This is a genomic window from Mesorhizobium sp. LNJC394B00 (genome assembly GCF_000502555.1).
GTDB lineage: Bacteria > Pseudomonadota > Alphaproteobacteria > Rhizobiales > Rhizobiaceae > Mesorhizobium.
This window is the reverse complement of sequence record NZ_AYWH01000007.1, coordinates 199,015-224,749: the sequence shown is the minus strand read 5'-3', so window position 1 is coordinate 224,749 and position 25,735 is coordinate 199,015. Positions and strand designations below refer to the sequence as shown.

17 protein-coding genes and 4 pseudogenes are annotated in these 25,735 nt (G+C 63.8%); 13 read left to right on the top strand and 8 right to left on the bottom strand.

The genetic code is table 11. From position 1 onward, the window contains the following. Positions 1–174: 174 nt before the first annotated feature. From X751_RS142475 to X751_RS142495, 5 genes are all read left to right on the top strand, one after another. Positions 175–858: an SDR family NAD(P)-dependent oxidoreductase gene (locus X751_RS142475; RefSeq protein ID WP_023745559.1), complete on the top strand. Its 684-nt coding sequence runs from the start codon at positions 175–177 to the stop codon at positions 856–858. 172 nt (positions 859–1,030) lie between these two features. Further along, positions 1,031–1,885, top strand: coding sequence for a MetQ/NlpA family lipoprotein (locus X751_RS142480; RefSeq protein WP_023745558.1), 855 nt, complete (start codon positions 1,031–1,033; stop codon positions 1,883–1,885). An 83-nt stretch (positions 1,886–1,968) separates the two neighbouring features. Then, on the top strand, positions 1,969–3,057 hold the full coding sequence (locus X751_RS142485; RefSeq protein ID WP_023704825.1) for a methionine ABC transporter ATP-binding protein: 1,089 nt from the start codon (positions 1,969–1,971) through the stop codon (positions 3,055–3,057). Beyond that, complete coding sequence (locus X751_RS142490; RefSeq protein WP_023668578.1) at positions 3,038–3,694, top strand: methionine ABC transporter permease; 657 nt, start codon at positions 3,038–3,040, stop codon at positions 3,692–3,694. Before X751_RS142485 ends, X751_RS142490 begins: the two co-directional genes overlap by 20 nt. A 136-nt stretch (positions 3,695–3,830) precedes the next feature. After that, positions 3,831–4,937 (top strand): isopenicillin N synthase family oxygenase, encoded by a 1,107-nt coding sequence (locus X751_RS142495; RefSeq protein ID WP_023726348.1) that lies wholly within the window; start codon positions 3,831–3,833, stop codon positions 4,935–4,937. A gap of 117 nt (positions 4,938–5,054) precedes the next feature. On the opposite strand, the gene fba is transcribed toward X751_RS142495, so the two are convergent. The 3 genes from fba to mtnK all read right to left on the bottom strand — a co-directional run bounded on the left by fba (position 5,055) and on the right by mtnK (position 8,802). Continuing rightward, positions 5,055–6,119, bottom strand: a complete 1,065-nt coding sequence (fba, locus tag X751_RS142500; protein ID WP_031247178.1) for a class II fructose-bisphosphate aldolase — start codon at positions 6,117–6,119, stop codon at positions 5,055–5,057. 317 nt (positions 6,120–6,436) lie between these two features. Then, entirely contained in the window at positions 6,437–7,531 is a 1,095-nt protein-coding gene (gene mtnA, locus X751_RS142505; protein WP_023668575.1) for an S-methyl-5-thioribose-1-phosphate isomerase, read from the bottom strand. Next, complete coding sequence (mtnK, locus tag X751_RS142510; RefSeq protein ID WP_023745555.1) at positions 7,528–8,802, bottom strand: S-methyl-5-thioribose kinase; 1,275 nt, start codon at positions 8,800–8,802, stop codon at positions 7,528–7,530. The genes mtnA and mtnK overlap by 4 nt, the downstream gene beginning before the upstream one ends. 137 nt (positions 8,803–8,939) lie before the next feature. Between mtnK and X751_RS142515 the strand changes: the two genes are divergently transcribed. From X751_RS142515 to X751_RS142525, 3 genes are all read left to right on the top strand, one after another. Next, entirely contained in the window at positions 8,940–10,451 is a 1,512-nt protein-coding gene (locus tag X751_RS142515; RefSeq protein WP_023745554.1) for a sugar ABC transporter ATP-binding protein, read from the top strand. Positions 10,452–10,525: 74 nt separating this feature from the next. Next, complete coding sequence (locus tag X751_RS142520; protein WP_023668572.1) at positions 10,526–11,521, top strand: ABC transporter permease; 996 nt, start codon at positions 10,526–10,528, stop codon at positions 11,519–11,521. 46 nt (positions 11,522–11,567) lie between these two features. Next, positions 11,568–12,620 (top strand): substrate-binding domain-containing protein, encoded by a 1,053-nt coding sequence (locus X751_RS142525; RefSeq protein ID WP_023692173.1) that lies wholly within the window; start codon positions 11,568–11,570, stop codon positions 12,618–12,620. Between the two features lie 182 nt (positions 12,621–12,802). Here the strand turns inward: X751_RS142525 and X751_RS1000000168640 are convergent. The 5 genes and pseudogenes from X751_RS1000000168640 to X751_RS142530 form a co-directional block, all read right to left on the bottom strand. Then, positions 12,803–12,973: pseudogene (locus X751_RS1000000168640) on the bottom strand (type II toxin-antitoxin system RelE/ParE family toxin); the annotation flags it as partial. Further along, the gene (locus X751_RS0133860) at positions 12,966–13,226 is read right to left on the bottom strand and encodes a type II toxin-antitoxin system ParD family antitoxin (RefSeq protein ID WP_023692171.1); all 261 of its coding nucleotides are present in this window, start codon (positions 13,224–13,226) and stop codon (positions 12,966–12,968) included. The gene X751_RS0133860 and the pseudogene X751_RS1000000168640, both read right to left, overlap by 8 nt. A gap of 100 nt (positions 13,227–13,326) precedes the next feature. Then, positions 13,327–13,667, bottom strand: a pseudogene (locus tag X751_RS1000000165950) (D-alanine--D-alanine ligase A); the annotation flags it as partial. A 208-nt stretch (positions 13,668–13,875) separates the two neighbouring features. Then, positions 13,876–15,818, bottom strand: a pseudogene (locus X751_RS07685) (bifunctional aldolase/short-chain dehydrogenase). A 94-nt stretch (positions 15,819–15,912) separates the two neighbouring features. Continuing rightward, positions 15,913–16,884 carry a sugar-binding transcriptional regulator gene (locus tag X751_RS142530; RefSeq protein ID WP_023684445.1) on the bottom strand — a complete coding sequence of 324 codons (972 nt, stop codon included), beginning with the start codon at positions 16,882–16,884 and terminating at the stop codon, positions 15,913–15,915. Between the two features lie 190 nt (positions 16,885–17,074). Here X751_RS142530 and X751_RS01000000164040 point away from each other — a divergent pair. From X751_RS01000000164040 to X751_RS142550, 5 genes and pseudogenes are all read left to right on the top strand, one after another. After that, positions 17,075–18,726: pseudogene (locus X751_RS01000000164040) on the top strand (acyl-CoA synthetase). A 153-nt stretch (positions 18,727–18,879) separates the two neighbouring features. After that, positions 18,880–19,485 (top strand): TetR family transcriptional regulator, encoded by a 606-nt coding sequence (locus X751_RS142535; RefSeq protein ID WP_023668564.1) that lies wholly within the window; start codon positions 18,880–18,882, stop codon positions 19,483–19,485. A 58-nt stretch (positions 19,486–19,543) separates the two neighbouring features. Beyond that, positions 19,544–20,683: an efflux RND transporter periplasmic adaptor subunit gene (locus tag X751_RS142540; RefSeq protein WP_023692166.1), complete on the top strand. Its 1,140-nt coding sequence runs from the start codon at positions 19,544–19,546 to the stop codon at positions 20,681–20,683. Between the two features lie 249 nt (positions 20,684–20,932). Beyond that, positions 20,933–24,070, top strand: coding sequence for an efflux RND transporter permease subunit (locus tag X751_RS142545; RefSeq protein ID WP_023745548.1), 3,138 nt, complete (start codon positions 20,933–20,935; stop codon positions 24,068–24,070). Between the two features lie 275 nt (positions 24,071–24,345). Further along, complete coding sequence (locus tag X751_RS142550) at positions 24,346–25,701, top strand: LLM class flavin-dependent oxidoreductase (RefSeq protein WP_023738429.1); 1,356 nt, start codon at positions 24,346–24,348, stop codon at positions 25,699–25,701. Positions 25,702–25,735: the final 34 nt, after the last annotated feature.

The following is a 25,735-nucleotide window of genomic DNA, read 5'->3' as shown; positions in this document are numbered from 1 at the left end:
TCACCTGTCGGACGGATTGTCTCGCCAGGCAAGACCCTGGCCGCGGTCGATTGCTCCGAACCTGCCGGCAGAGTTTTTCACCGAACAGCGAAAATCGAGCAACGCCGTTCTTGCCTCTTGCCGTTCAAGACGCCAGCTATGGAACAAGCACATCAATCGCCAGGGAGAAACGGCATGGCATCCGAAGTCGCAGTGATCGCGGGCGCGGGCGCGGGCCTGAGCGGCTCGCTGGCCCGTCTTCTCACCAAGGAAGGCTTCCGCGTGGTGCTGGCCGCCCGCAACACGGCCAAGCTCGCGGCGCTGGTCGGGGAAACCGGCGCACTGGCCGTCGAAACCGACGTCGCCGACCCGGCCTCCGTCGCCGGCCTGTTCGACACCGCCGACAAGCAAGGTCCGCTGGCGCTTGCGGTCTTCAACGCCAGCGGCCGCACGCGCGGCCCGATCGCCGAGGTCGATCCCGATGCGGTCAAACAGGCGCTGCTGGTTGGCGCCTATGGCGGCTTCCTGGTCGGCCAGCAGGCGGCGCGGCGGCTGCTTTCGCGCGGCTCCGGCTCGATCCTGTTCACCGGCGCTTCGGCCAGCACCAAGGGCTTTCCCAACTCCGCCGGCTTTGCCATGCCGAAATTCGGCCTGCGCGGTCTGGCTCAGTCGATGGCGCGCGAACTCTTCCCGAAGAACATCCATGTCGCCCATTTCATTATCGACGGCCAGATCGAGCCGGTCGGGACGAAGCCCGAGCGACCGGACAGCCAGCTGTCGCCCGATGCGATCGCGCAGACCTATCTCGCGACCCATCGCCAGCATCGCAGCGCCTGGAGCTTCGAGGTCGAGCTGCGGCCCTTTGTCGAGACATTCTGACCGGTCCGGCGTGAGCGTTCTCGCAATCGCGAAATCTTTGAGAGAATATTCCCGGCTTCGTGTTTGAGAAGAAATGCGGTTCTTTGATCCGGCAAGCAGCATTGCCGATGATGTCGTCAAGGCTTGGTATTCCACCTCGCCGCAATGACTTCAGGATTACGAGGGATCGACAATGTCCGAACGCGGAAACGCTTCCAGCTCTCTTCTTTTTTCAGCCATCAGCCGGCGAGCTGCCCTTGCGGCACTTTTTGCCTCGGCCATCACGCTTGTTGGTCTGGCTCAGCCGACGCCGTCCTTCGCCGAGGACAAGAAGTCTATCAAGGTCGGCATCATCAGCGGCGAGGATGAGGATGTCTGGCGCGTCGTCGTCGCCCAGGCCGCCGAAAAAGGCCTGACCGTCGAGACCGTGGTGTTCAACGACTACACCCAGCCCAACGAGGCGCTCGAGCGCGGCGAGATCGACGCCAACGCCTTCCAGCACCAGCCCTATCTCGACAACCAGATCAAGACCCAAGGGTACCACATCGTGCGCGTCGGCTACACCGGCGTCTGGCCGATCGGCCTCTACTCCAAGAAATACACCAAGGTTGCCGACCTGCCCGAAGGCGCCGTCATCGGCTTGCCCAACGACCCCTCGAATGAGGGCCGCGCGTTGCGCGTTCTGCAGAACGAAGGCGTGATCAAGCTGAAGGACGGCACCGGCATCCTGGCGACCACCGCCGACATTGCCGAGAACCCTAAGAAGGTCGTCATCAAGGAACTGGACGCCGGCATTGTCGGCCGCTCGGTCGAGGATCTCGACGCGGCTGTCGTCAACACCGACTGGGCGCTGAAGAGCGGTCTCGGCCCGGACAACCGCATCGCCCAGGAGCCAGTGGCCGACAACCCCTACCGCAACTTCATCGCCGTGAAATCCGGCAACGAGAACGAGGCGTGGGTGAAGACGCTGGTCGCGTCCTACCAGAACGAGGCGGTCAAGGCCGAGTTCGACAAGGTCTACAAGGGCACCGGGATCAGCGCCTATTGATTGGCGCCTGGTTGTCAGGAGCAGGCGGCCCGCTGTTGAGCGGGCCGCTGTCGCATTTGTCGAGCGTTGAAACGGACAGTGAGATGAACCAGCACGTCACGGCCGAGGCATCCGGTCCGGTCAATATATCGGCCGGGCAAGAAGATGTCGTACGCCTCGTCGACCTCAAGCGCCGCTTTGGCGCGACGCCTGCGCTCGACGGCGTCTCGCTGACGGTGAAGAAGGGCGAGATCCTCGGCATCATCGGCCGCAGCGGAGCCGGCAAGTCGACGCTGATCCGCTGCCTCAACGGGCTGGAGCGGCCGGACTCCGGCGACGTCTTCATCGAGGGCCGCGAGATCGGCCGGCTCGGCGAGCGTGAATTGCAGCCGCTGCGGCGTCGCATCGGCATGATCTTCCAGCACTTCAATCTGCTGTCGGCCAAGACCGTGGAGGACAATGTCGCGCTGCCGCTGAAGATCGAGGGCCGCCCAAAGGCCGAACGGCTGGCGCGCGCCGCCGAATTGCTCCACCTCGTCGGCCTGTCGGAGAAGGCGAAGGCCTATCCGTCCTCGCTGTCGGGCGGCCAGAAGCAGCGCGTCGGCATCGCCAGGGCGCTGGCCGCGCGGCCAGCGCTGCTGCTGTCCGACGAGGCGACCTCAGCGCTCGATCCGGAGACGACGCGCTCCATCCTGGCCTTGCTGAAAGACATCAACCGGCAGCTCGGCCTGACCATCCTGCTCATCACCCACGAGATGGAGGTGATCCGCTCGATCGCCGACCGCGTCGCGGTGATCGATGCCGGGCGCATCGTCGAGCAAGGCCCGGTGTGGTCGGTCTTTGCCGAGCCGCGTTCCGAAATCACCAGGAGCCTGCTCGGCGGCATCCGCCCGCAACTGCCGGCCGAGATTGCCGGCCGGCTTGCTCCCGGAGGCGGCGCCGAGCTCATCCTCAGGGTCGACGTCGCAGGTGAGGCCGCGCGCGGTCCGCTGCTGTCCGATCTTGCGGTGGCGGTGCCGGGGCCTTTCCGCCTCGTCCATGGTGGCATCGACCATGTCCAACAGCAGCCGGTCGGCACGCTGTTCCTTGCGGTCGCGGGCAACGATCCGAAACATCTGTCGAAAGTAATCGCATTCCTGAAGGCCCGCGACGCGCGGGTGGAGGTGCTTGGCCATGTCGCCGGTTCTGTTTGAACTTCTGCTGCGTTCGATCTGGGAGACGGTCCTGATGACAGCCGCGTCCGGTCTCATCTCGCTCGTCTTCGGGCTGCCGCTCGGCCTGGCATTGATTGCCACCGAGCGCGGCGGCATTGCCGAAAGCCTGTGGGTGAACCGCGCGCTCGGCGCCGTCATCAACGGCTTCCGCTCGGTGCCTTTCATCATCCTTCTGGTGGCGCTGATCCCGGTGACGCGGCTGATCGTCGGCACCTCGATCGGCACCTGGGCGGCGATCGTGCCGTTGTCGATTGCGGCGACGCCCTACTATGCCCGCATCGCCGAAGTGTCGCTGCGCGAGGTCGATCGCGGCCTGATCGAGGCGGCGCGCGCCATGGGCGGCAACCGCTGGACGATCATCCGCGAGGTGCTGGTGCCCGAAGCATTGCCCGGCATCGTCGCCGGTTTCACGGTGACGCTGGTAACGCTGATCGGCGCCTCGGCCATGGCCGGCGCCATCGGTGCCGGCGGGCTTGGCGACCTCGCCATCCGCTACGGCTACCAGCGTTTTGAGACCAGCGTCATGGTCGCCGTGGTCATTGTGCTGATCATCCTCGTTTGCGGCATCCAGTGGGTCGGCGACCGGCTGGTCGCCAGGCTGGACCGGCGCGGATGAGCGCCACGAACGTTATTTGCCGGCAGGCTGCCAAACGCAGCGCCGGCTTTCTCTATCGGCGCCGAGATTGGATTGCGCGTTGCTTTGATCGGACCGGCCTGCGTGCCACCGTGACAGCGGAACAAGGAGCTTGACCATGCCCAGGATCGTACCCGTGCTTGATCTCGGCCGTCTCGAACAGGGCGCTTCCGAGCGGCGAACGTTTCTCTTCGACCTGCGCACGGCCGCGCGCGATGTCGGCTTCTTCTATTTGACCGGCCACGGCATATCGGCTGCGGATACCGCAGAAGTGCTCGACGCCTCGCGCCGGTTCTTTGCCTTGCCGGAAGCCGACAAACTGGCGATCGAAATGGTGAAGTCCTCGCAGTTCCGCGGCTACACGCGCGCCGGCGGCGAGCTGACCAAAGGCAAGGCCGACTGGCGCGAACAGCTCGACATCGGCGTCGAACGCCCGGCCATCGAACAAGGCCCCGGCGTGCCCGCCTGGACGCGGCTGCAAGGGCCGAACCAGTGGCCGGGGGCACTGCCCGAGCTGAAGCCGGCTCTGCTGGCATGGCAGACCAAGGCGACAGCGGTGGCGATCCGGCTGCTCAGGGCCTTCGCTTTGTCGCTCGACCAGACCGAGGATGCCTTCGATCCGATCTACCGGGCCGAGCCCAACCACCGCATGAAGATCGTGCGCTACCCCGGTCGCGACGCCACCGGCGATGACCAGGGCGTCGGCGCGCACAAGGATGGCGGTTTCCTGACGCTTCTGCTGCAGGACGAGAGCAAGGGCCTGCAGGTCGAATATGACGGTGCCTGGGTCGACGTCGATCCGCTGCCCGACACGCTGGTGGTCAACATCGGCGAACTGCTCGAACTGGCGTCGAACGGCTATCTCCGGGCGACAGTCCACCGTGTGGTGACACCGCCAGCCGGCGTCGAGCGCGTCTCGGTCCCGTTCTTCTTCAGCGCCCGGCTCGACGCCACGATTCCGCTGCTCGACCTGCCCGAGAATCTGGCGGCCGAGGCGCGCGGGCCGGCCAGCGACCCCGACAACCCGCTGTTTCGCAATGTCGGCACCAATGTGCTGAAGAGCCGCCTGCGCTCGCATCCCGACGTGGCGCGCCGGCACTACGCCGATCTTCTGGAAACCGACGCCTCACCGGCTGAAATCTTTCAAAACGAGAACGAAATTTCCGAATCTCGCGTTGTTTTAGAAAGCCGTTCGTCGCCATCTGCCGCGAATACGCGCATATAGGAATTATCGTTCGGCGGTTTCCTCCCATTCCACCGAGCGGTGTTCCCCTCTGAAGGTTCTTGACCTTCTTTTGGCCGGGCCGCTTTCGCGCCCGGCCTTTTTTATCCATTAAGAGCCCTAGCCAAACTTCGGATCGAGGCTGCCCGACTTGTACCGCTTGGCCATCTCAGCCACCGGCAGCGGCTTGATCTTCTGGGCATTGCCGGCGGTGCCGAACTGCTCGAAGCGCTCCTTGCACAGTTTGCGCATCGCCGCCATCGCCGGCGTCAGATATTTGCGCGGATCGAACTCGCTCGGGTTTTCGGTCAGCACCTTGCGGATGGCGCCGGTCAGCGCCATGCGGTTGTCGGTGTCGATGTTGATCTTGCGCACGCCGTGCTTGATGCCGCGCTGGATCTCTTCCACCGGCACGCCCCAGGTCGGCTTCATCTGGCCGCCATATTTGTTGATGATCTCCTGCAGGTCCTCGGGCACCGAGGACGAGCCGTGCATCACCATATGCATGTTGGGCAGGCGGCGGTGGATTTCCTCGATGACATTCATCGCCAGCACCGCGCCGTCCGGCTTGCGCGAGAATTTGTAGGCGCCGTGGCTGGTGCCCATGGCGACAGCCAGCGCATCGACATGGGTGTCCTTGACGAATTCGACCGCCTGCACTGGGTCGGTCAAGAGCTGGTCGTGGCTGATGGCGCCTTCGACGCCGTGGCCGTCTTCCTGCTCGCCGCCGCCGCTCTCAAGCGAACCGAGCACACCGATCTCGCCTTCCACCGACACGCCGCCCCAATGCGCCATGTCGACGACGCGCCGGGTGATTCCGGAATTGTAGGCATAGTCGGCCGGCGTCTTGCCGTCCTCTTTCAGCGAGCCGTCCATCATCACCGAGGTGAAGCCGTACTGGATGGCGGTGACGCAGGTGGCTTCGTTGTTGCCATGGTCGAGATGCATGCAGACCGGGATGTCGGGGTGGATTTCGACCAGCGCGTCGATCAGCTTGGCCAGCACCACATCATTGGCGTAGGCGCGGGCGCCGCGGCTGGCCTGCAGGATGACCGGCGACTTGGTCTCCTCGGCCGCCTCCATGATGGCGAGGCCCTGTTCCATATTGTTCATGTTGAAGGCGGGTACGCCGTAGCCGTATTCGGCGGCGTGGTCGAGCAATTGTCTCAGTGTTATGCGAGCCACCCAATAGTCTCCCGTATCTGGTTTCAAGCGCAACGTCGCGGGCCGGCCGATTGCCGGCCTAGATGCTTCTGGCCGGATTTCGCCAGAACCGCAACCGTCAGCGGCCATCGAGGCCGCAATTCTTGTTGCAGGGCTGAAATCCGGTAGCCAGCCGGTGAGGCGCTAATCTCCCCCATTGAGGGGGAGATGGCCGGCAGGCCAGAGGGGGTCGGTTCGACTGGAGCGCTAGCATCATCTGTCGATGCTGGGAGGTCGCGTCAGGACGCGCCGACCCCCCTCTGTCGCCTTTGGCGACATCTCCCCCTCAAGGGGGGAGATTATCCGCGTTCGGGGAACATCGCCTTCAACCCTTCGCGCGAAGCCTTGGCCACACCCCGCTCGGTGATCAGCCCCGTCACCAGCCGTGCCGGCGTCACATCGAACGCCGGATTGGCCGCCGGCGTCGCTTCGGGCGAAACCCGAACCTGCGCGATCTTGCCGTCCGCCGTCTTGCCCCAGACCAGCGACACCTCGTCACCGGAGCGTTCCTCGATCGGGATTTCGGTGAGGCCATCACCCACCGTCCAGTCGATGGTCGGCGAGGGCAGAGCGACGTAGAAGGGCACCTCATTATCGGAGGCGGCGAGCGCCTTGAGATAGGTGCCGATCTTGTTGCAGACGTCGCCATTGGCCGTGGTGCGGTCGGTGCCCACGATCACCATGTCGACCGCGCCACGCTGCATCAGATGGCCGCCGGCATTGTCGACGATCAGCGTGTGCGGCACGCCGTGGCCGGCCATCTCCCAGGCGGTCAGCTGGGCGCCCTGGTTGCGCGGGCGCGTCTCGTCGACATAGACATGGACCGGAATGCCGGCCTCGACGGCGAGATAGATCGGCGACGTGGCGGTGCCGTAATCGACCGTCGCCAGCCAACCGGCGTTGCAATGGGTGAGGATGTTGACCGGCTCGCCCGGCTTCTTGCGTGCCGCGATCTCCTTGATGATGGCAAGCCCGTTCTCGCCGATGGCGCGATTGAGATCGACATCCTCGTCGGCGATTTCGGCAGCGCGCTTATAGGCCGCCTCCGCGCGCTGTCCCAATACGATCGGCCTTAGGAACCGCCGCATCTCGTCCAGCGCCCAGCGTAGATTGATCGCAGTCGGCCGCGTCTTGTGCAGCGTCTCCCAGACCGCGTCGAGCGCTTCGTCAGACGGATCGTCCGCCATCTGGATGGCGACGCCGTAGGCCGCGGTGACGCCGATCAGCGGCGCGCCACGAACCCACATGTCACGGATCGCGGTGGCGATGCCGGCAACGCTCCCGATCGTCTCGACCCGGAACTCGTGCGGCAGCCAGCGCTGGTCGATGATCTCGACCGAACGCTGGTCGTCGCTCAGCCAGATGGTGCGGTAGTGGCGCTCGCCGACGTTCAAATCCTGCTCTCCCGTTCGATCAAAGCGGCCAGATTATTAACCTCGTCCATGCCGTGAATCTCGCGCCGGTTGACGGCGATGTGACGGCCGAATTTCAGCGCCTTGGCCTCGCAGGAGGCTCGCAGATCCTCGTCCTCGATGGTCTCGAAATCGGCATTGTGGGCGAGGCCGAGGATGCGCCGGTGCACCTCGATGCCGGCAAAGCCCAAGAGGTCGGTCCAGATCTGGTGCAGCACATGGTCGAGCGCCTGCTCCGAGGCGAGAATGTCGCCCTGATCCTCGAACAGGCTCTTCTGGTAAAGCATGCCGGTGCGCTCGGTGCGCCATAGATGCGAGAACTCGGCGCGGAACACCGTCCAGGTGTCATTGGTCACCCCGAGCAGATAGGCACGCATGGCGTCACGCTTGCCCTTGTGTTCATGGCCGCGCTGCGAGAAGTAGGACATCCAGAAATTGGCGAGCAGCATGCCGACGTCGAAGGCCATCGGACCGTAGAAGGCGAATTCCGGATCGATCATCCGCGTCTCGGTGTCGGTGACCATGATCGAGCCCGAATGCAGGTCGCCATGCAGCAGCGTCTCGGCGTTGGCGGCGAAGATATGCTTCAGCCGCTGCGCCTCGACCTTGAGGTCGCGGTCGGCGCGCAGCTCGGCGACCAGGCCGTCGAGCTGCGGCGAGGTGTGCCGGTTCAGCTTGGCGTCGAAATAGGGATCGGAAAACACCAGGTCTTCCGTGATGCCGCAGAGCTCGACATTGTCGGCGAACAGCGCCAGGTCGGCCTTGCGGTCCTTGGTCGGCATGGAGAGATCGGAGCCGCGGAACAAAGTGCGGGCCATGAACAGGCCGATGTCGCGGGCGATATTTGGCAACTCGCGGCCGCCGATCAGGGCACGGCGCAGGATGATGTGCGGCGGCGCCAGATATTCCATGATGATCAGCGCCTGGGCTTCGTCGAAATGGAGGATCGCCGGCACCGAACCCGGCGCGCGCGCCTCTTGCCGCGTCAGCGCGTGATACTCGAAGAAGGAGCGTTTGAGCGGCAGCGGCCAGCTGTCGCCGACGAGGCGAACATAGGGCAGGGCCTGCTTGACCACGGCCGCACCCGACACGCCCTCGACGATGAAGACGAGGTTGAGATTGCCGTCGCCGACCTCGCGCACCTTCCAGGCACCGGTATCGGGGCCGATTTTTGCGCACAGCGCTTCGTTCGTGCCGAGGCGCGTTGCAAGCGTCTCCACCGACAGTGCTTCGAACGGCAATTTCGCAGTCATTCCTCACCCTCCCGCTTGCTCGCTCAATCATAGTGGAGCGATGGCGGTGAGGCCAAGCTAGGAAGCTGACTGGCAATTGTCAATCGAGTTGACAATTGATGACGTAGCCCATAGCGTCATGGTCAGGGAGGAAACGAATGGGCAATGATGCCGTGTTCCGCGTGGACGGGCTGAGGAAGTCCTTCGGCCATATCGAGGTGCTTGGCGGCGTCTCGCTCGAACTGCATGCCGGTGAGATCACCGTGCTGATGGGCGCCAATGGCGCCGGTAAGTCCACCCTCGTGAAAATTATCAGCGGCGTCTACGACCATGCCGGCGGCACCATGCACCTGGCCGGTCATGATTTCGCGCCGAACACGCCGGCCGAGGCGATCCGCGCAGGCGTCGTCACCGTGCATCAAAACATCAATGACGGCGTCGTCGCCGATCTCGATGTCGCCACCAATCTGACGCTGGATAGGTTGAGCGGCAAGGGCGCGCCGCTGCTGTTCAACCCCGGCCGGGTGCGCCGCGAAGCCAAAGCGGTGGCCGACCGCATGGGGCTCGCCATCGACCTCAAGGCCCGCATCAGCGATCTGTCGCTGGCCGATCGCCAGATGGTGGCCATCGCGCGCGCCATGGCGCACCAGCCGAAAGTGCTGATCCTCGACGAGCCGACCTCCTCACTGTCCAGCGCCGAGGCGGACCGGCTGTTCGCCCTGCTCGACCGGCTGCGCGAGCAAGGCGTCGCCATCCTCTACATCTCGCACCGCATGTCGGATATCAGGCGGCTTGCCGACCGCATCGTCTCGATGCGCGATGGCGTCATCTCAGGCGTCTTCGACAGCGAGCCTCTCGACTATGAGGGTGCCGTTAACGCCATGCTCGGCCGCAAGATCCATCTTGACCGCATCGAAGCCAGGAGTTCTGCCAAGCCGATCCTGACCGTCGATGCCTTGCGCATCGCCCCTGGTGCCCGGCCATTCTCGCTGACGCTCGGCGACGGCGAGGTCGTTGCCATCACCGGCCTCGTCGGCGTCGGCAAGACGGCGCTCGCCGAGACGCTGTTCGGCCTGCGCAAGCCGCTGTCCGGCACGATGACTTTATATGGCAAGCCCTATGCGCCCGCGTCGACCGGCGAAGCCATCGCCGCCGGCGTGTTTCTGGTCGCCAAGGACCGTGGCGAAAACGGCATCGTCGGCGACTTCAACATCCAGGAAAACATCAGCCTGCCCTTCCACAAGCGCATGTCGCGTTTTTCAGTTCTCAAACGCGGCCTTGAACGCACTATTGCCCGCCGGCAGATCGAGGATCTCGGCATCGTCTGCCGCTCGGAGAAGGACGAGATGACCACTCTCTCGGGCGGCAACCAGCAGAAGGTGATGGTGGCCCGCTGGATGGCGCAGGACGCCCGATTGTTCATTCTCGACGAACCGTTCCAGGGCGTCGATATCTCCGCCAGGCGCGACATCGCCGCCAAGCTGAGGGCCAGCGCCAATGGCCGCGCCACGCTGCTGTTCGTCACCGAACTCGACGAGGCACTGGAGACGGCCGATCGCATATTGGTGATGTCCGAGCAGACCATCGTCGGCGAACACCGCAACGCCGATGTCGATCTCGACCGTCTGCTGGCCGAAGTCGCGGGCGGGCCGTTGCACAGTGCGGCCTGAGCCACGATGATTGAAGAACTGAGGGTTGGAATGGAGTGCACGGGTTTGAGTTGGGTATTGACGGCGGGCGCTGAATGACGCTGCGCGATTACGCCATCCGCTATGGGTTCATCGTGCTTCTGTTCGGGCTGATCGCGTATTTCGCCATCGCCGCCGACGGGTTCGTCTCGCCGCAAAGTGCCGTCTTCATTTTCCAGTCGGTCGCCATCACCGGCGTGCTGGCGCTGGGCGTCACCGCCACACTGGTTGTCGGCGGCTTCGATCTCTCGATCGGCTCGGTTGCCACATCGGCCATGATGGCGGCTGCCTATGTCATGGTGGTGCTGGAGCAGAACGTTGTCGTCGCTGTCCTCATCTGCCTGCTCATCGGCGCCCTTGTCGGCCTCATCAATGGCTGGCTGATCGTCTATATGCGCGTGCCCGATCTGCTGGCGACGCTCGGCATGATGTTCCTGCTCGTCGGCCTCCAGCGCATCCCGACTGAAGGACGCTCCATCGCCACCGGTATGACAATGCCGGACGGCTCGGTCGCCAACGGCAAATTCTCCGACGCCTTCCTGGCGCTCGGCCGCCACCGCTTCGACTTCTTCATCCCGAACCTCATTCCGGTCTCGGTGGTCGTGCTGATCGTGCTCGCCGTGCTGATCTGGTTCTTCCTCGAATACACACGCTTCGGCCGCATGATGTATGCCGTGGGCAGCAATGAACGGGCCGCCGAACTCGCCGGCGCGCCTGTCAAGGCATACAAAATCTGGGCCTACGTCATTTCAGGAGTTTTTGCCTCGATCGGCGGGATTTTGCTGGCCGCACGGCTTGGACGCGGTGACATCGCGTCGGGTAATAATCTGCTGCTCGATGCGGTTGCCGCGGCGCTGATCGGCTACGCGGTGCTCGGCGCCGCCAAGCCGAACGCCTTCGGCACCGCCATCGGCGCGCTGTTCGTCGGCATCCTGCTGCAAGGCCTGACGATGATGAACGCGCCTTACTACACGCAGGATTTCGTCAAGGGCGTGGTTCTCGTCGTCGCCCTTGTCTTTACCTTCGCCCTTTCCGGCCGGGGCAGGAGATAGAATGGCTGCCGGGACAGTTTTGGGTTCAACAAACGGAGGAAAGAACGTGAACATCACAAGACGACTTTTGGGGAAGGTCGCGCTCGGATTGGCCGGCGCAACAATGCTGATGCAGGTCCCGGCCTTTGCCGCCGACAAGCCGGCGCCGTTCGACAAGCCCGGCGTCAAGATCGCGCTGGTGCGCTATCTCTCGACCGGCGATTTCTTCCAGGCCTATCTCTCGGGCGTCGAGTCCCAGTCCAAGGCGCTCGGCATCGATCTGCGCGTGCTCGACAGCCGCCAGGACGCCGCCCTTCAATCCGACATGGTCGACCAGGCCATCGCACTCGGCGTGCAGGGCATCATCATCCAGCACGGCCTGACGGAATCGATGAAGGACGCCGCCCAGCGCGCGGTCGATGCCGGCATCAAGGTCGTCGCCTTCGACGTCAATGTCGAAAACCCCAAGATCCCGCAGATCGAACAGTCCGACAAGGACCTTGCGCGCCTGGCGCTCGAGCAGGCGGTCAAGGACAATGGCGAGAGCTGGAATGCCGGCTATGTCTATGTCGCTGGCATCGCGCCGCTCGACCGCCGCAACGAGACCTGGGTCGACGTGAAGAAGAAACATGCCGGCATCAAGGAAGTCGCGATGTTCGGCACGCTCGACAACCCGATCGCCAACTCGGTCGCCAACCAGGCGCGCTCGGTGCTGCAGGCGCATCCCGACATCAATGTGATGTTCGCGCCCTATGACGAGTTCGCCAAGGGTGTGAAGATCGCCGTCGACGAGGCGGGGCTGAACAAGAAGATCAAGATCTACTCCGCCGACATCTCTACCTCGGACATCGCGGCCATGCGCGAGACCGACAGCGCCTGGGCCGCCACCGCCGCCACCAACCCTGCCGTCGTCGGCCAGGTCTCGGTGCGCGCGCTGGCGCAGCTGCTCGCCGGTGAAGATCCCGGCCACAACGTCATCGTGCCGCCGACGCTGATCACCCAGAAGGACCTGATCGACAAGGACATCAAGAACATGGAGGACCTGTCGGCCAAGCTGCCGCAATTCGCCCATGCCGATGTCGCCATGCCGGCCTGGATGCCGAACCCGAACGCGAAGTAGGATCGGTCGTCTGATAGATGCGAAGGGCGGCATGGGCCGCTCTTTTCATATTGATCGTAAGCCTGCCGGCCTACAACCAATGGTCTGGATCGCGCATCCCGTGGACAATCGCCACAGACACCATCGGGCTGCGGCTCGTAGATGATGATATAACGGCCTTCGACGAGCACGCGGGCCGTTGCGCTTAACTCGGGCCGTGCGCTGCCCATCTTGGGGTGCTGCGCCGCCAGCTCCAGTCTTTCGAAAATGCGCATCAACAGTCTGTCTGCTGCCTTTTCATTGTCGGCGGCGATGGTGTGCCAGATGTCTCGCAAATCCTGCGAAGCGCGCGGTGTGAGCCTATAGCTAGCCACGGGCGCGGCGTTCTGCCTTCAGGCTGCCGATGAACTCGGTGGGGTCGACAGCCACTGGCTTGCCGCTGCCCATCCCGTCGGCATAGGCCCGCTTCAAGTGCTGGAGTTCGAGCGTGCGCAATTCCTCGCGCTGCTCCCATAAGCGCAGGGCGTCGCGGACAATCTCGCTGTTGGAAGCATAACCGCCACCTTCGATAGCGCTTTGCAGGCGAGCTATCTGCTGCGCGGTGAGGGATATGGTGAGGGTGCGCATAGGTTCATTTTTCATACCCACATTATAATGCATCCAACAAGGTCTAACATATCTGTTAGGAATCTGCCCCTGCATCATGACCGCCCGACTCGCACCAGCCCACCGCGCCGTCCTCGCCATGCAGGCGTGCAGTACCGGAACACCATATTCGATGGCAGGCAGGTCGTGCGGCGCACCCTTGGCGGGGATCGCCAGCATCCGCCCATGCCCGCCCGGCGCCAGGCAAAGCTGCGTCCCATCAGACGGTGTCGCCAGCGCGCCGTCCTTGAAATTGCTCAGCAGCCATTGGCCTTCGCGGGTGACGAAGATGGGAACGGCGTCGGATTTCGCCGGGTCCAGCAGGGCTATGACATTGGTTGCCGAAAGCAGCGACACCTCATGCTCGGCGGAGCGCCCGCCGAACAGCAAGCCGACACGAAGTCTCTTCGCAGCCATCGACAACTCCACCAAGGATCAGGGTCGGAGCTCGCATGCGAAACACAAGGCGCGCCCTAAAGTGGTCGAGCAATAGGCCAAGGATTGGAGTGGATTTTGACCGGTTCGAGCAGTTTTTCAGCACGACCTGCAAAAGCAGTTCTCCGCCTGGAGTCCTTCAGGTGGGAGAGCGGTTCGTCGTTTTGGTGAACGATGAACCGCTCCAGGTCTATGTCTAGCGCAGCGCTGCGGCGATGTTGCCACCGTCGACCGTCGTCACATCGGCGGTGGTGCGTTCGGCCAATGCTTGGTGCAGGAAGGCCTGCGCCACGTCTTCTGCCGTCACCTCCTGTCCGAGCAGATTGCCCGACATGTATTCCTTCTCCGACATGCCGCGCGCGCCGGAACGGCTGGCGATCATGGCGTCGGTCAACAGGCCGGAGCGGATGCGGTCGGCGTTGACCGCATTGGAGCGGATGCCGTGCGCGCCGTAGTCGAGCGCATATTGCCGGGACAGGAATAGCGTCGCCGCCTTCGGCACACCATAGGCGCCGAATTTCGGACCCGGGTTGACCGCCTGCTTGGAGGTGTTGAACAACAACACACCGCCGGTGCCCTGTTCCAGCATGATGCGCACCGCGTTCTGCGCCGCCGACTGGTGGGCGAAGAAGTTGAGCTCGAAACTCTTGCGCAGCAGGGCATCGTCGAGCTCGCCGATAGATCGGAAGAGCACACGTCTGANGCTGCCTTTGCCGCCTCGGCCGCCCTGGCCGCATCGAGATCGACGACGACGGCATGCGCGCCATTGGCGGCGAACAGTTTTGCCGTCGCAGCACCGATCGCGCCGGCGCCGCCAGTGATCAGCACCACCTGGCCGGTCAGCGGCTTCGGCTTGTTGGAGGCGAGCTTGGCCTGCTCAAGCGACCAGTACTCCAGCGGGAAGAGGTCGGCCTTCGATAGAGGATGGAAGCTGCCGACGGCCTCGGCGCCGCGCACCGCCTCGATCCACATCTCGCCGACATCAGATGCGATCTTCGCATCCTTCAGCGTGCGGCCATGGCCGAACATGCCGAGACCCGGCACCAGCGTCAGCCGCGGCATCGGGTCGAGCATGGTGCGCTGGACGTCGTCCAGCGCATCGTTGGTTTCGAAATAGGCGCGATAGTCGTTGGCGAAGGCGTCGACATGGCTCTTGATGACGGCCTTGTAGTCGCCAATCTTGTCGGCGTCTGGCGCCGGAACCGCCATCGGTCCGGTCTTGATGCGGATCGACAGGTCGGGCGTCGACACGCCGCGTCCGGCATAGTCTGCAATGCCGGCTGAGTTGATGAAATCGACGATGGCGTCCGAAGTGCGGAAATCGCTGATCATGCGGTCGAAGCGGCCTTCGCCACGCGCCACCGCCACCGCGCCACGCAGCATCGGCGCGATCGCTGCCGGCGTTGCGAGCTTGGCCGGCAGTGCGGCTTTCGCTGCCTTCGGCTTGCCGTTCTTCGCCACATAGTCTTCGGCCACGTTCACATAATGGATCATGCGGTCATAGGCCTGCTTCGCAGCGTCGCCGAAGGTGAAGATGCCATGCTTGTCGAGGATCAGGCCTTCGACGCTGGGGTCGGCGTCGTAGACATCGGCGGCCACCTTGGCGAGGTCGAAGCCCGGCTTGATGTAGGGCACGTACCCCATCTTGTCGCCGAACACGGTCTTGATCAGCGGCTTGCTGTCCGCCTGGTCGACGATGGCGAGGATCGCGGTCGAATGCGTGTGGTCGACGAATTTATGCGGCAGGAAGGCGTGCAGCAGCGTCTCGACCGATGGATTGGGGGAGGCGGGGTCGATGAGGTTCGCCCGCTGCAGCGCCACCATGTCCTCGTCGGCGAGGCTGGCCAGCGCACGCGCCTTCAGCAGCGCGCCGAGCTTGACCGCCGGCAGGCCTTGCGGCTCGATCACACCCATGTCCCAGCCGCTGCCCTTGACGCACAGCACATCCCATTCGTCGCCGACGAGATCGGTGGCCTTGGTCTTGCAGGAGGTGTTGCCGCCGCCATGCAGCACCAGCCGCGGCTCGCCGCCGAGCAGCCGGGTCGTGTAGACGCGCAGCGCGAGGTCGCGGGCAACGCCCTTTTTCGCATAGTCGGCAACCAGTCTTTCCGCGTCGCCGTCATTCCAAAGGTTCTTCATGTCGCTATGTCCGCTTTGCTGTCTTTGATGTTGCTGTGAACAGGAGTGCCGCGACGCCTTGATGACAATGCGCCTGCTGCTGGGATTTCGTTGGTCAGGAAGCCTTTTTTGCCCCCGCACTGGCTCCGGCATGGTCGAGCAGCCGCCGCGCCATGCTGGCGCCGACGACGAGATGCGTGCAGAGTCCGCCGGCGAGTGCTGCGAGCAGCGGTTCGAACTTGCTGTCTTCCTGCACCACCATCAGCCGCTTTTCGATCTGGCGCAGTGACGACAGCGAGGCCGAGATGACGCGGCGGTTGTAGCTGCAGTCGAGCGCCTTGCCGGTGGCATCGATGATCTGGCCGGCAACGACGCCGGCGGCGCCCGCTTCGCGCAACAGCCCCATCTCGCCGGGGCTGAGCGCGCCGCATTTGACGACATGGCTGTCGCCATCGACGGTGCCGACCGAATAGAGCGCCAGATCGCAGTTGGCAATATCGGCCAGTTGTTCGCGGATCACCGGTTCGGCGCGCAGCCCATGCGCCAGCAATTCCGTCGTCAGCACCAGCGGCGCGTAGAAATTGAGGCCCTTGGCGTTGAGCCGCCGGGCGATCTCCATCGTGCACTGGTCGGGACGGTAGGAGTAGGGCGCGCCGAGATTGCCGCAGAGCTGCACAACGGTGACGTCCTGCAGGTCGGCATAGGACATGACGTCGGCGATGGTGTAGACGGTGCGGCCCCAGGCGACGCCGATCCGGTCGCCCTTCTTGACCAGTTCGAGAAAGACGCCCGCCGCCAGCACCGCAACGTCCGTCGAAGGGTCGACGACATAGGCATTCTCCGGCGCGATCCACACCGCATCAAGCTTGAGCGCGTCCTCGAGCTGGCGCGCAAGCACGTCGTCGGTGAACAGCTGCGTCGAGGTCGAGATGTTGACGATGCCGGTCTCGCGCGCCTTGCGCAAATACATGGCGACCGAGGCGCGGGAGATGTTAAGCTGGCTGGCGACCTGGTCCTGGCGCAGGCCATGGGCATAATAGAGCCATGCGGCCTTGTGGATAAGCTGTTCTGCCGGTCGGATCGCCATGCCGTCTCCTCGGCTGACATTATTCACGGCTCTCGACAAAAGTCAAACTGGCGTGGGTACACGATACCTCTTTGCCCATCGAATCTGGACGATCATTGCGCCAAATGTGCCCGGTCGGGAATCGCCGATGGTGACGTGGCGGGAACCTGTGGTTAGAAGTTCTCAACAATGAAAATTCGGGGAGCACGGGATGGGCAGTCCCTACGAGCAGGATCTCGGCAAGAACGCCGCCAACCATCAGCCGCTGACGCCGCTCACTTATCTGGAGCGGGCGGCAAGCACCTATCCCGATCATGTCGCCATCATCCATGGCAGCCAGCGCATCACCTATCGCACCTTTTGGCGGCGCTCGCTGAAGCTGGCCTCGGCGCTGTCGAAGCGCGGCATCGGCAAGGGTGATACGGTGACCGTCATGCTGTCCAACACGCCCCCCATGCTGGAGGCGCATTTCGGCGTGCCGATGGCCAAAGCGGTGCTGCATTCGCTCAACACAAGGCTCGATGCCGCCGTCATCGCGTTCCAGCTCGACCATGCCGAGACCAAGGTGCTCATCGTCGACCGCGAATTCGCTGCTGTCGTCAAACAGGCACTGGCACTGGCCAAGGTGAAGCCGCTGGTCATCGACTATGACGACCCCGACTATGCCGCCGATGCACCCTATCCCAAGGGCGAGCGCATCGGCGCGATCGACTATGAGGCGTTCGTCGCCGGCGGTGACCAGGGCTACGCCTGGTCGATGCCCGACGACGAATGGGACGCCATCTCGCTCAACTACACCTCCGGCACGACAGGCAATCCGAAGGGCGTCGTCTACCACCATCGCGGCGCTGCACTGATGGCTTACACCAACACCATCCATGCCGGCATGGCCAAGCACGCCGTCTATCTGTGGACGCTGCCGATGTTCCACTGCAATGGTTGGTGCTTCCCATGGACAATGGCCGTCCAGGCCGGCACCCATGTCTGCCTGCGCTGGGTGCGGCCGAAGCCGATCTACNGCCGATCTACGATGCCATCGCCGACCACGGCGTCACACATCTTTGCGGTGCGCCGGTCGTCATGTCGGTGCTCATCAACGCCAGCGATGAGGACAAGCGCCACTTCCCGCAGACCGTTACCTTCAACACCGCTGCCGCGCCGCCGCCGGAAGCCGTGCTGTCAGGCATGGCCGATGCCGGCTTTGCCGTCACCCATCTCTACGGCCTGACCGAGACCTATGGCCCGGCGGTCGTCAACGAATGGCACACCGCCTGGGACGGTCTCGACAAGGGCGAACGCAGCGCCAGAAAGGCCAGGCAGGGCGTGCGCTATGCCGCACTCGAAGGCCTGACGGTGATGGACGCGGAGACGATGCAGAAGACGCCGGCCGACGGCGAGACCATCGGCGAGGTCATGTTCCGCGGCAACATTGTCATGAAGGGCTATCTGAAGAACAGGAAGGCGACCGACGAGGCTTTCGCCGGCGGCTGGTTCCACTCCGGCGACCTCGGCGTCATGCATCCCGACGGCTACATCCAGCTCAAGGACCGCTCCAAGGACATCATCATCTCCGGCGGCGAGAACATTTCATCGATCGAGGTCGAGGAAGCTCTCTACAAACACCCGTCCGTGGCGTCCTGCGGCGTCGTCGCCAAGGCAGACGACAAATGGGGCGAGGTGCCGGTCGCCTATGTCGAGCTGAAGCCCGGCAAGGTGGCAAGCGAGGCCGAGATCATCGAACACTGCCGCGCGCTGCTCGCCCGCTTCAAGGTGCCGAAGGCGGTGATTTTTGCCGAGATCCCGAAGACATCGACGGGGAAGATCCAGAAGTTTCAGCTGCGGGAAATGGCGAAGGGATCTTAGTTCCAGAGCGCAACGGCACGCGCAAGGTCGAGTTCGCGCACACCCTCTGTCACCAAATTATACGCGTACGTCGAATTCGCATTGACAATTCCCTCTTTTCGATTTACGACTGACGAAAGTTGAAATTCGTCACTCATAAATCGACAGAGAGCCATGTCCGAAGCCGCCAGCATAATGGCCGACTCCACCCGCCAGGAGAATGTCACCCGCATTCTCGACTGTGCCGAACGCCTGTTCCGGCACTATGGTTACGGCAAGACCAATGTCGCCGACATCGCCCGCGAACTCGGCATGTCGCCGGCCAATATCTACCGTTTCTTCGCCTCCAAGGTCGAAATCCACCAGGCCGTCTGCGGCCGCATGCTCCTCGCCAGCTACAACATGGCCTACGAGATTTCCCGGTTGCCGATCAGCGCCGAGGAGCGGCTGCGCCGCTACGTGCATGCGCAGTACAAGATGACGCTGGAAGTCATGCTCGACGACCAGAAGGTCCACGAAATGGTCATCGTCGCGCTCGAGCGCGACTGGGGCGTCATCGACAAGCATATCGACAGCATTCACGACCTGTTTGCCGAGGTCATCCGCGAGGGCATCGAGGCCGGCGAGTTTGCCGACCAGGATCCGGTCATCGCATCGCGCTGCTTCGGCGCCGCCACCGTCATTCTGTGCCACCCGCAAATGGTGGCGCAGTGCCTTGCCAAGACCAATCGGGCGATGCCCGACGATCTCATCGATTACGCGATCAAGGCTCTGAAGTAATAGCCGCCGCCCGCCGGGCGCCGGTGTCGACCGTTCATCTCCAGTCGGGAGTACGAAAGTGTCTTTGTCCAGTTCCATCATCCGCAAGCTGCCGGTCGCCGGCCTGATCGTCGCCACGCTCGGGCTCGCCGCCTGCAGCCAGGAGAAGACCGAGGTCCAGGACATCATCCGTCCGGTCAAGGTGGTCGAGATCGGCCAGGCCGAAAAGAGTCGCGAACTCACCTATTCCGGCTCGGTGCGAGCCCGTACCGAAATGAACCTCGGCTTTCGCATCTCGGGCAAGGTCACTGAGCGCCTGGTCGACATCGGCCAGCATGTGACGACAGGCGATGTGCTAGCCCGTATCGATCCCACGGACTATGAGTTGTCGGTCAAGAGCGCCAAGGCCAGCCTCGACGCCGCCGAGCGGCAGGTCGAGACGGTCGATCTGTCCCGCAAGCGCGCTGAACAGCTTTTTGCCAAGAACTTCACCTCCAAGTCGCAGCTCGAACAGGCGACGCTGAGCTACAACCAGGCGGTAGCGACGCGCGATGCTGCCCGCTCTACCCTTGCCCAGGCGCAGAACCAGGTCGTCTACACCGATCTCAAGGCGAGCGAGAACGGCATCGTCACGGCGGTCTCGGCCGATGTCGGCCAGGTGGTCGGCGCCGGAACGCCTGTGATGACCGTTGCCGTCGACGGCGAAAAGGAAGTGCTGATCGCGGTTCCCGAAATGGACATCGCCGCCTTCAAGCCGGGAAAGGACGTCAAGGCCAGCTTCTGGTCCGATGACGCGCTGGCGCTCTCCGGCAAAGTGCGTGAAGTCGCCGGCAGCGCCGACCAGCAGTCTCGCACCTTTGCCGTCCGCGTCTCGCTGCCCGACGACCCGCGCGTGCTGCTCGGCATGACCGCCAACATCGAGGCCTCGGTGGCCAAGAAGCAGGAGATGGTGTCGATCCCGCTCAGCGCGCTTGCGGAAAAGGATGGTCGCAAGATTGTCTGGACCGTCGACCGCGCCGGCGAGACGGTGCACGAGCGCCTGGTCAAGGTTGCGGAGTTCACCGCCGACGGCGTCAGCGTCGCCGACGGGCTCAAGCCGGGGGATGTCGTCGTTGCCGCCGGCACCCAGTTCATGACCGAGAATCTCAAGGTCAAGCTGACCGGCGATGCGGTCCAGGCCGCCTCTGCGGAAGGCGATGCCGCAAAGGCCCTGCGCTGACCGCAGGCATGAAGCCGGCTTGATCGTCGCTTCGGCGAAAGGGCTGGGCAAGCGAATTCAGGGTTTCCGGGCGGCGAGCGCCCGATGGTCGAGACGCCAAGATCGAGTTCCCCCGCATCGATCCGCGCGTCCCACCGCGATGAGTGTCTCTCCGCTCGGAAAGCCTCGCCGCCCGGAAGCCAGCATCGGAATACCTGAAGCCGCATGCCGAGGGTGTGCGCTCACGATCAACGAATTGGACTGACGCCGATGACCACCACCGACAGCACTGAAAAGCAGCCTTTCAATCTTTCGCGCTGGGCCATCGGCCATCCCTCGATCGCGCGCTTCCTGTTCGGTCTGATCATCATTGCCGGCGCGCTCGGCCTGATGCGCATGGGCCAGAAGGAAGACCCCGATTTCACCTTCCGCGTCATGGTCGTCCAGGCGATCTGGCCGGGCTCCTCGATCCAGGAGATGGAAGACCAGGTCGTCAACAAGATCGAGCGCAAGCTGCAAGAAACGCCGCACCTCGACTTCGTCCGTTCCTACACCCGCGCCGGCAGCGCCATCATCACCGTCCAGATCAAGGGCGACACCAATGCAGAGGAGGTGAAGGACGCCTTCTACCAGGTGCGCAAGAAGGTCGGCGACATCTCCGGCGACCTGCCGCAAGGCCTGCTCGGGCCCTATTTCAACGATGAGTTCGGCGACACCTTCATCACCCTGCACTCGATCGGCGGCGACGGCTACAGCTATCCGGAGCTGAAGAAATTCGCCACCCAGGCTCGCGACATGCTGCTGACGACGCCGGGCGTCGAGAAGGCCGTCATCATCGGCGACCAGCCGGAGAAGCTTTATATCGACGTCTCGTCCAAGGCCCTGGCCGAACGCGGCCTGACGCTGACCGACCTGCAGAACGCCATCAAGGGCCAGAACAATGTCGATCCGGCGGGCTCCGTCGATACCGGCCTGCGCTCGGTGCGCATCTCGGTCGAGGGCGATGTCACCAGGGCTGCCGACATCAGGGAATTGCGCCTGCGCGCCGGTGGTCAGGTGACACGTCTTGGCGACATCGCCACCGTGAGTTCCGGTCTCGAAGATCCCTATCAGCGCAAGTACCGCTTCAACGGCCACGAAAGCGTCCAGGTCGGCGTCGTCATGGCCAAGGGTTTCAACGTCAGGGACGTCGGCACGGATGTCGAGGCGACCTACAAGCGCTTCGAGGAAGCGCTGCCCTACGGCGTTGCGGTTGACCAGATCTCCAACCAGCCCGAGGTTGTCAAGGACGCCGTCAACGAGTTCATGGAGGCGCTCGGCGAGGCGCTGCTGATCGTGCTTGCTGTCTCGCTGCTGTCGATCGGCTGGCGTTCCGGCCTGGTCATCGCCATTGCCATTCCGCTGGTGCTGGCCGCCACCTTCGCCATCATGTACGAGCTCGGCATCGATCTGCAGCGCATTTCGCTCGGCGCCCTGATCATCGCGCTCGGGCTGTTGGTCGACGACGCCATGATCGTCGTCGAGATGATGGAGCGCAAGCTGGAGGAGGGGCTGGTCAAGATCGAGTCGGCGAGCTTCGCCTATTCCTCGACCGCCTTCCCGATGCTGAGCGGCACGCTGATCACCATAGCCGGCTTCATCCCGGTCGGCTTCGCCGCCTCGACCGCAGGCGAATATGTGCGCACGCTGTTCTATGTCGTCGGCATCGCGCTCGTCGTGTCGTGGTTCGTCGCCGTCTATTTCACGCCGTGGCTGGGCTACATGATCCTCAAGCAGCGCAAGCATGCCGGCAACCATCATGACGCCTTCGACACCGGCTTCTACCGGCGGCTGCGCGCCACGGTCGGCTGGGCGGTGCGCCACCGCATCATCGTTCTGGTGATGACGCTGGTCACCTTCGCCACCAGCCTGTGGGCGTTCCAGTTCATCCCACAAAACTTCTTCCCGCAATCCTCGCGGCCGGAAATCCTCGTCGATCTCTGGTTGCCTGAGGGAACCTCGATCAAGGAAGTCGAGACGCAGGCCAAGGCGCTGGAAGCCCGGATGATGGACGACAAGGACAAGCGCTTCATCGCCACCTATATCGGCGAAGGCGCGCCGCGCTTCTTCCTGCCGCTCGACCAGCAATTGCGCAATCCGAACTATGCGCAGCTTCTGGTGATGGCCAATGACGAGCCGGCGCGTGAGCGGCTGATCCTCAAGCTGCGCTCAGTCCTGGCGCAGGATTTCCCTTCGATCCGCTCCAAGGTCGACCGTCTGTTCCTCGGCCCGCCGACCGGCTGGCCGGTGCAGATGCGCATCATGGGTCCGGACCGCCAGGAGGTGCGCCGCATCGCTGACCAGGTGAAGGCGAAATTCGCCGAAAATCCGCTGCTCGGCGCCGTCCATGACGACTGGCTGGAGCCGGTACCGGCGATGAAGCTGGTCATCGACCAGGACCGCGCCCGTGCGCTTGGCGTCACCTCGCAGCGCATCCGCCAGATGCTGCAGGCAGCGATGTCCGGCGCGCCGCTCGATGACTTCCGTGATGGCGAGGAGACGGTTTCCATCGTCGCCCGCGAACCGGACGCCAGCCGCAGCCTGCTGTCCTCGGTCGACTCGGTCTATATCCCGACCGATTTCGGCGGCTTCGTGCCGCTGTCGCAGGTGGCCAAGGTGGTGCCGGTGCTCGAGCAAGGCGTCGAATGGCGGCGCGACCGCCTGCCGACCATCTCGGTGCGCGCCACGCTGCCGGATGGCGTGCAGTCGAACGACGTCGTCACCAAGCTCTACAATGACATGCAGGGCATGCGCGCCGGCCTGGCGCCCGGCTACAAGATCGAGATCCAGGGCGGTGCGGAAGATTCCGCCGAAAGCCAGGCCTCGATTGCCGCCAAGGCGCCGATCATGCTGGCCGTCATCGTCGTGCTCCTGATGATCCAGCTGCAGCATTTCGGCAAGGCGATGCTCGTGCTGGCCACCGGTCCGCTCGGCATCATCGGTGCGGCGGCGGCTCTGTTGATCAGCGGCGCGCCGTTCGGCTTCGTCGCCATCCTCGGTGTCATCGCGCTGCTCGGAATCATCATGCGCAACTCAATCATCCTGGTCGACCAGATCGATCAGGACATCGCCAGGGGAATGGACCGATCGGAGGCCATCATCGGCTCGGCGGTGCGCCGTTTCCGGCCGATCGTGCTGACGGCGATGACGGCGGTGCTGGCGCTGATCCCGATCTCGCGTGCGGTGTTCTGGGGACCGCTCGCCTACGCCATGATGGGCGGCATCCTCGTCGCCACCGTACTCACCATCCTGGTGCTGCCGGCAGGCTACGCGCTGTTCTTCGGCCGCGAGCCGAAGCAAGGCAAGAAGCCAGCTGATGAGGCGGTGCAGGACAATGACAGGCCGCCACTTGCCCTGGCCGCCGAGTAAGCGCTGCCGGCGCACAGGATGCACCTTGGAAAAGGCTGGAACGCCGTACGCTTGACGTGCGGCGTTCTGGCTTTCTCGTTGCCGGTGGCACCGAGCACCTCGGCAAGTATCTCAACACCAGGCGGGTTCATCAAAATAGGTTGAACGGCCACCTGTATGAAAATGCTTCGCGGCGCCGGTTTTGCAAAACAGAATTCCTTTCCAGGACGGCAAAGCCGTCCGATCCTGCTTACATATCGGAGCGGCAACGCTCATTCGCATCAGGTGATCATCCCATGGTAGACAATAAGCAATTGCGGCTCGGCGCCTTCATGCGTCCGGTCAGTCTTCACACCGGGGCCTGGCGCTATCCCGGCTCATATCCCGATGCCAACTTCAACTTCGCCCATCTGAAGCGCTTCGCGCAGACGCTTGAGGCGGCGAAGTTCGACGCCTTCTTCATGGCCGACCATCTGGCCGTTCTCAACATGCCGATCGAGGCGCTACGGCGCAGCCACACGGTGACCTCGTTCGAGCCGTTCACGCTGCTGTCGGCGCTCGCCGCCGTCACTGATCATATCGGCCTTATCGCCACCGCATCGACGACCTTCGACGCGCCCTATCACATTGCCCGTCGCTTCGCCTCGCTCGACCATATCAGCGGCGGCCGCGCCGGCTGGAACATCGTCACCACATCCAATCCCGACGCCGCGCTGAACTTCGGCCTCGACGAGCATGTCGAGCACGACGAGCGCTATCACAATGCGCGGGAATTCTACGATGTGGTGACCGGCCTCTGGGACAGCTTTGCCGACGACGCCTTCATCCGCGACGCCGAGAGCGGGCTCTATTTCGATCCCGCGAAGCTGCATGTGCTCGACCATAAGGGTGAGCATCTCTCGGTGCGCGGCCCGCTCAACATTGCGCGGCCGGTGCAGGGCTGGCCGGTCATCGTCCAGGCCGGCGCATCTGAGGCCGGGCGGCAGCTGGCAGCCGAAACGGCGGAGGTGATCTTCGCCGCCCATTCCGATCTGGCGGCTGGGCAGCGCTTCTTTGCCGATGTCAAAAGCCGGGCCGAGAAGCTCGGCCGTTCGCGCGACGACATCAAGATCCTGCCCGGCGCCTTCGTCATCGTCGGCGACAGTGTCGAGGAAGCACAGGCCAAACGCGCCAAGCTCGACAGCCTGGTCTATTACGAGAGCGGCATTGCCTCGCTGTCGATCGCGCTGGGGCACGACGCATCCGGCTTCGATCCCGACGCGCCCCTGCCCGAAATCCCCGAGACCAATGCCTCGAAGAGCGGCCGTGAGCGCGTCATCGAGCTGGCGCGCCGGGAGACTTTGACCGTCCGCCAGCTGGCGCAGCGGCTCGGCGGCTATTCCGGCCTTGCTTTCGTCGGCACGCCGAAAACCATCGCCGATTCGATGGAGGAATGGCTGTTTGCCGAAGGGTCAGACGGCTTCAACGTCATGTTCCCCTATCTGCCAGCCGGGCTCGACGACTTCGCCGAGAAGGTGGTGCCCGAGCTGCAGCGGCGAAAGCTCTTCCGGCGCGAGTATGAGGGCACCACCTTGCGCGAGAATCTCGGCCTGAAGCGTCCGCCGAACCGGTTCTTCAAAGGCTCCGAAGCGGTCATCCGCAAGGCCGGCTGACGTCTGCCACAAAAAGAAACGGGCGCGCCGAAGC

Coding starts and splice junctions, on each gene's coding strand:
- X751_RS142490 (WP_023668578.1), top strand. CDS start 3,038: ATGTCGCCGGTTCTGTTTGAACTTCTGCTGCGTTCGATCTGGGAGACG.
- X751_RS142485 (WP_023704825.1), top strand. CDS start 1,969: ATGAACCAGCACGTCACGGCCGAGGCATCCGGTCCGGTCAATATATCG.
- X751_RS142480 (WP_023745558.1), top strand. CDS start 1,031: ATGTCCGAACGCGGAAACGCTTCCAGCTCTCTTCTTTTTTCAGCCATC.
- X751_RS142475 (WP_023745559.1), top strand. CDS start 175: ATGGCATCCGAAGTCGCAGTGATCGCGGGCGCGGGCGCGGGCCTGAGC.
- mtnK (WP_023745555.1), bottom strand. CDS start 8,802: ATGACTGCGAAATTGCCGTTCGAAGCACTGTCGGTGGAGACGCTTGCA.
- X751_RS142535 (WP_023668564.1), top strand. CDS start 18,880: ATGTCCGAAGCCGCCAGCATAATGGCCGACTCCACCCGCCAGGAGAAT.
- X751_RS0133860 (WP_023692171.1), bottom strand. CDS start 13,226: ATGCGCACCCTCACCATATCCCTCACCGCGCAGCAGATAGCTCGCCTG.
- X751_RS142520 (WP_023668572.1), top strand. CDS start 10,526: ATGACGCTGCGCGATTACGCCATCCGCTATGGGTTCATCGTGCTTCTG.
- X751_RS142550 (WP_023738429.1), top strand. CDS start 24,346: ATGGTAGACAATAAGCAATTGCGGCTCGGCGCCTTCATGCGTCCGGTC.
- X751_RS142545 (WP_023745548.1), top strand. CDS start 20,933: ATGACCACCACCGACAGCACTGAAAAGCAGCCTTTCAATCTTTCGCGC.
- X751_RS142530 (WP_023684445.1), bottom strand. CDS start 16,884: ATGGCGATCCGACCGGCAGAACAGCTTATCCACAAGGCCGCATGGCTC.
- X751_RS142495 (WP_023726348.1), top strand. CDS start 3,831: ATGCCCAGGATCGTACCCGTGCTTGATCTCGGCCGTCTCGAACAGGGC.
- X751_RS142515 (WP_023745554.1), top strand. CDS start 8,940: ATGGGCAATGATGCCGTGTTCCGCGTGGACGGGCTGAGGAAGTCCTTC.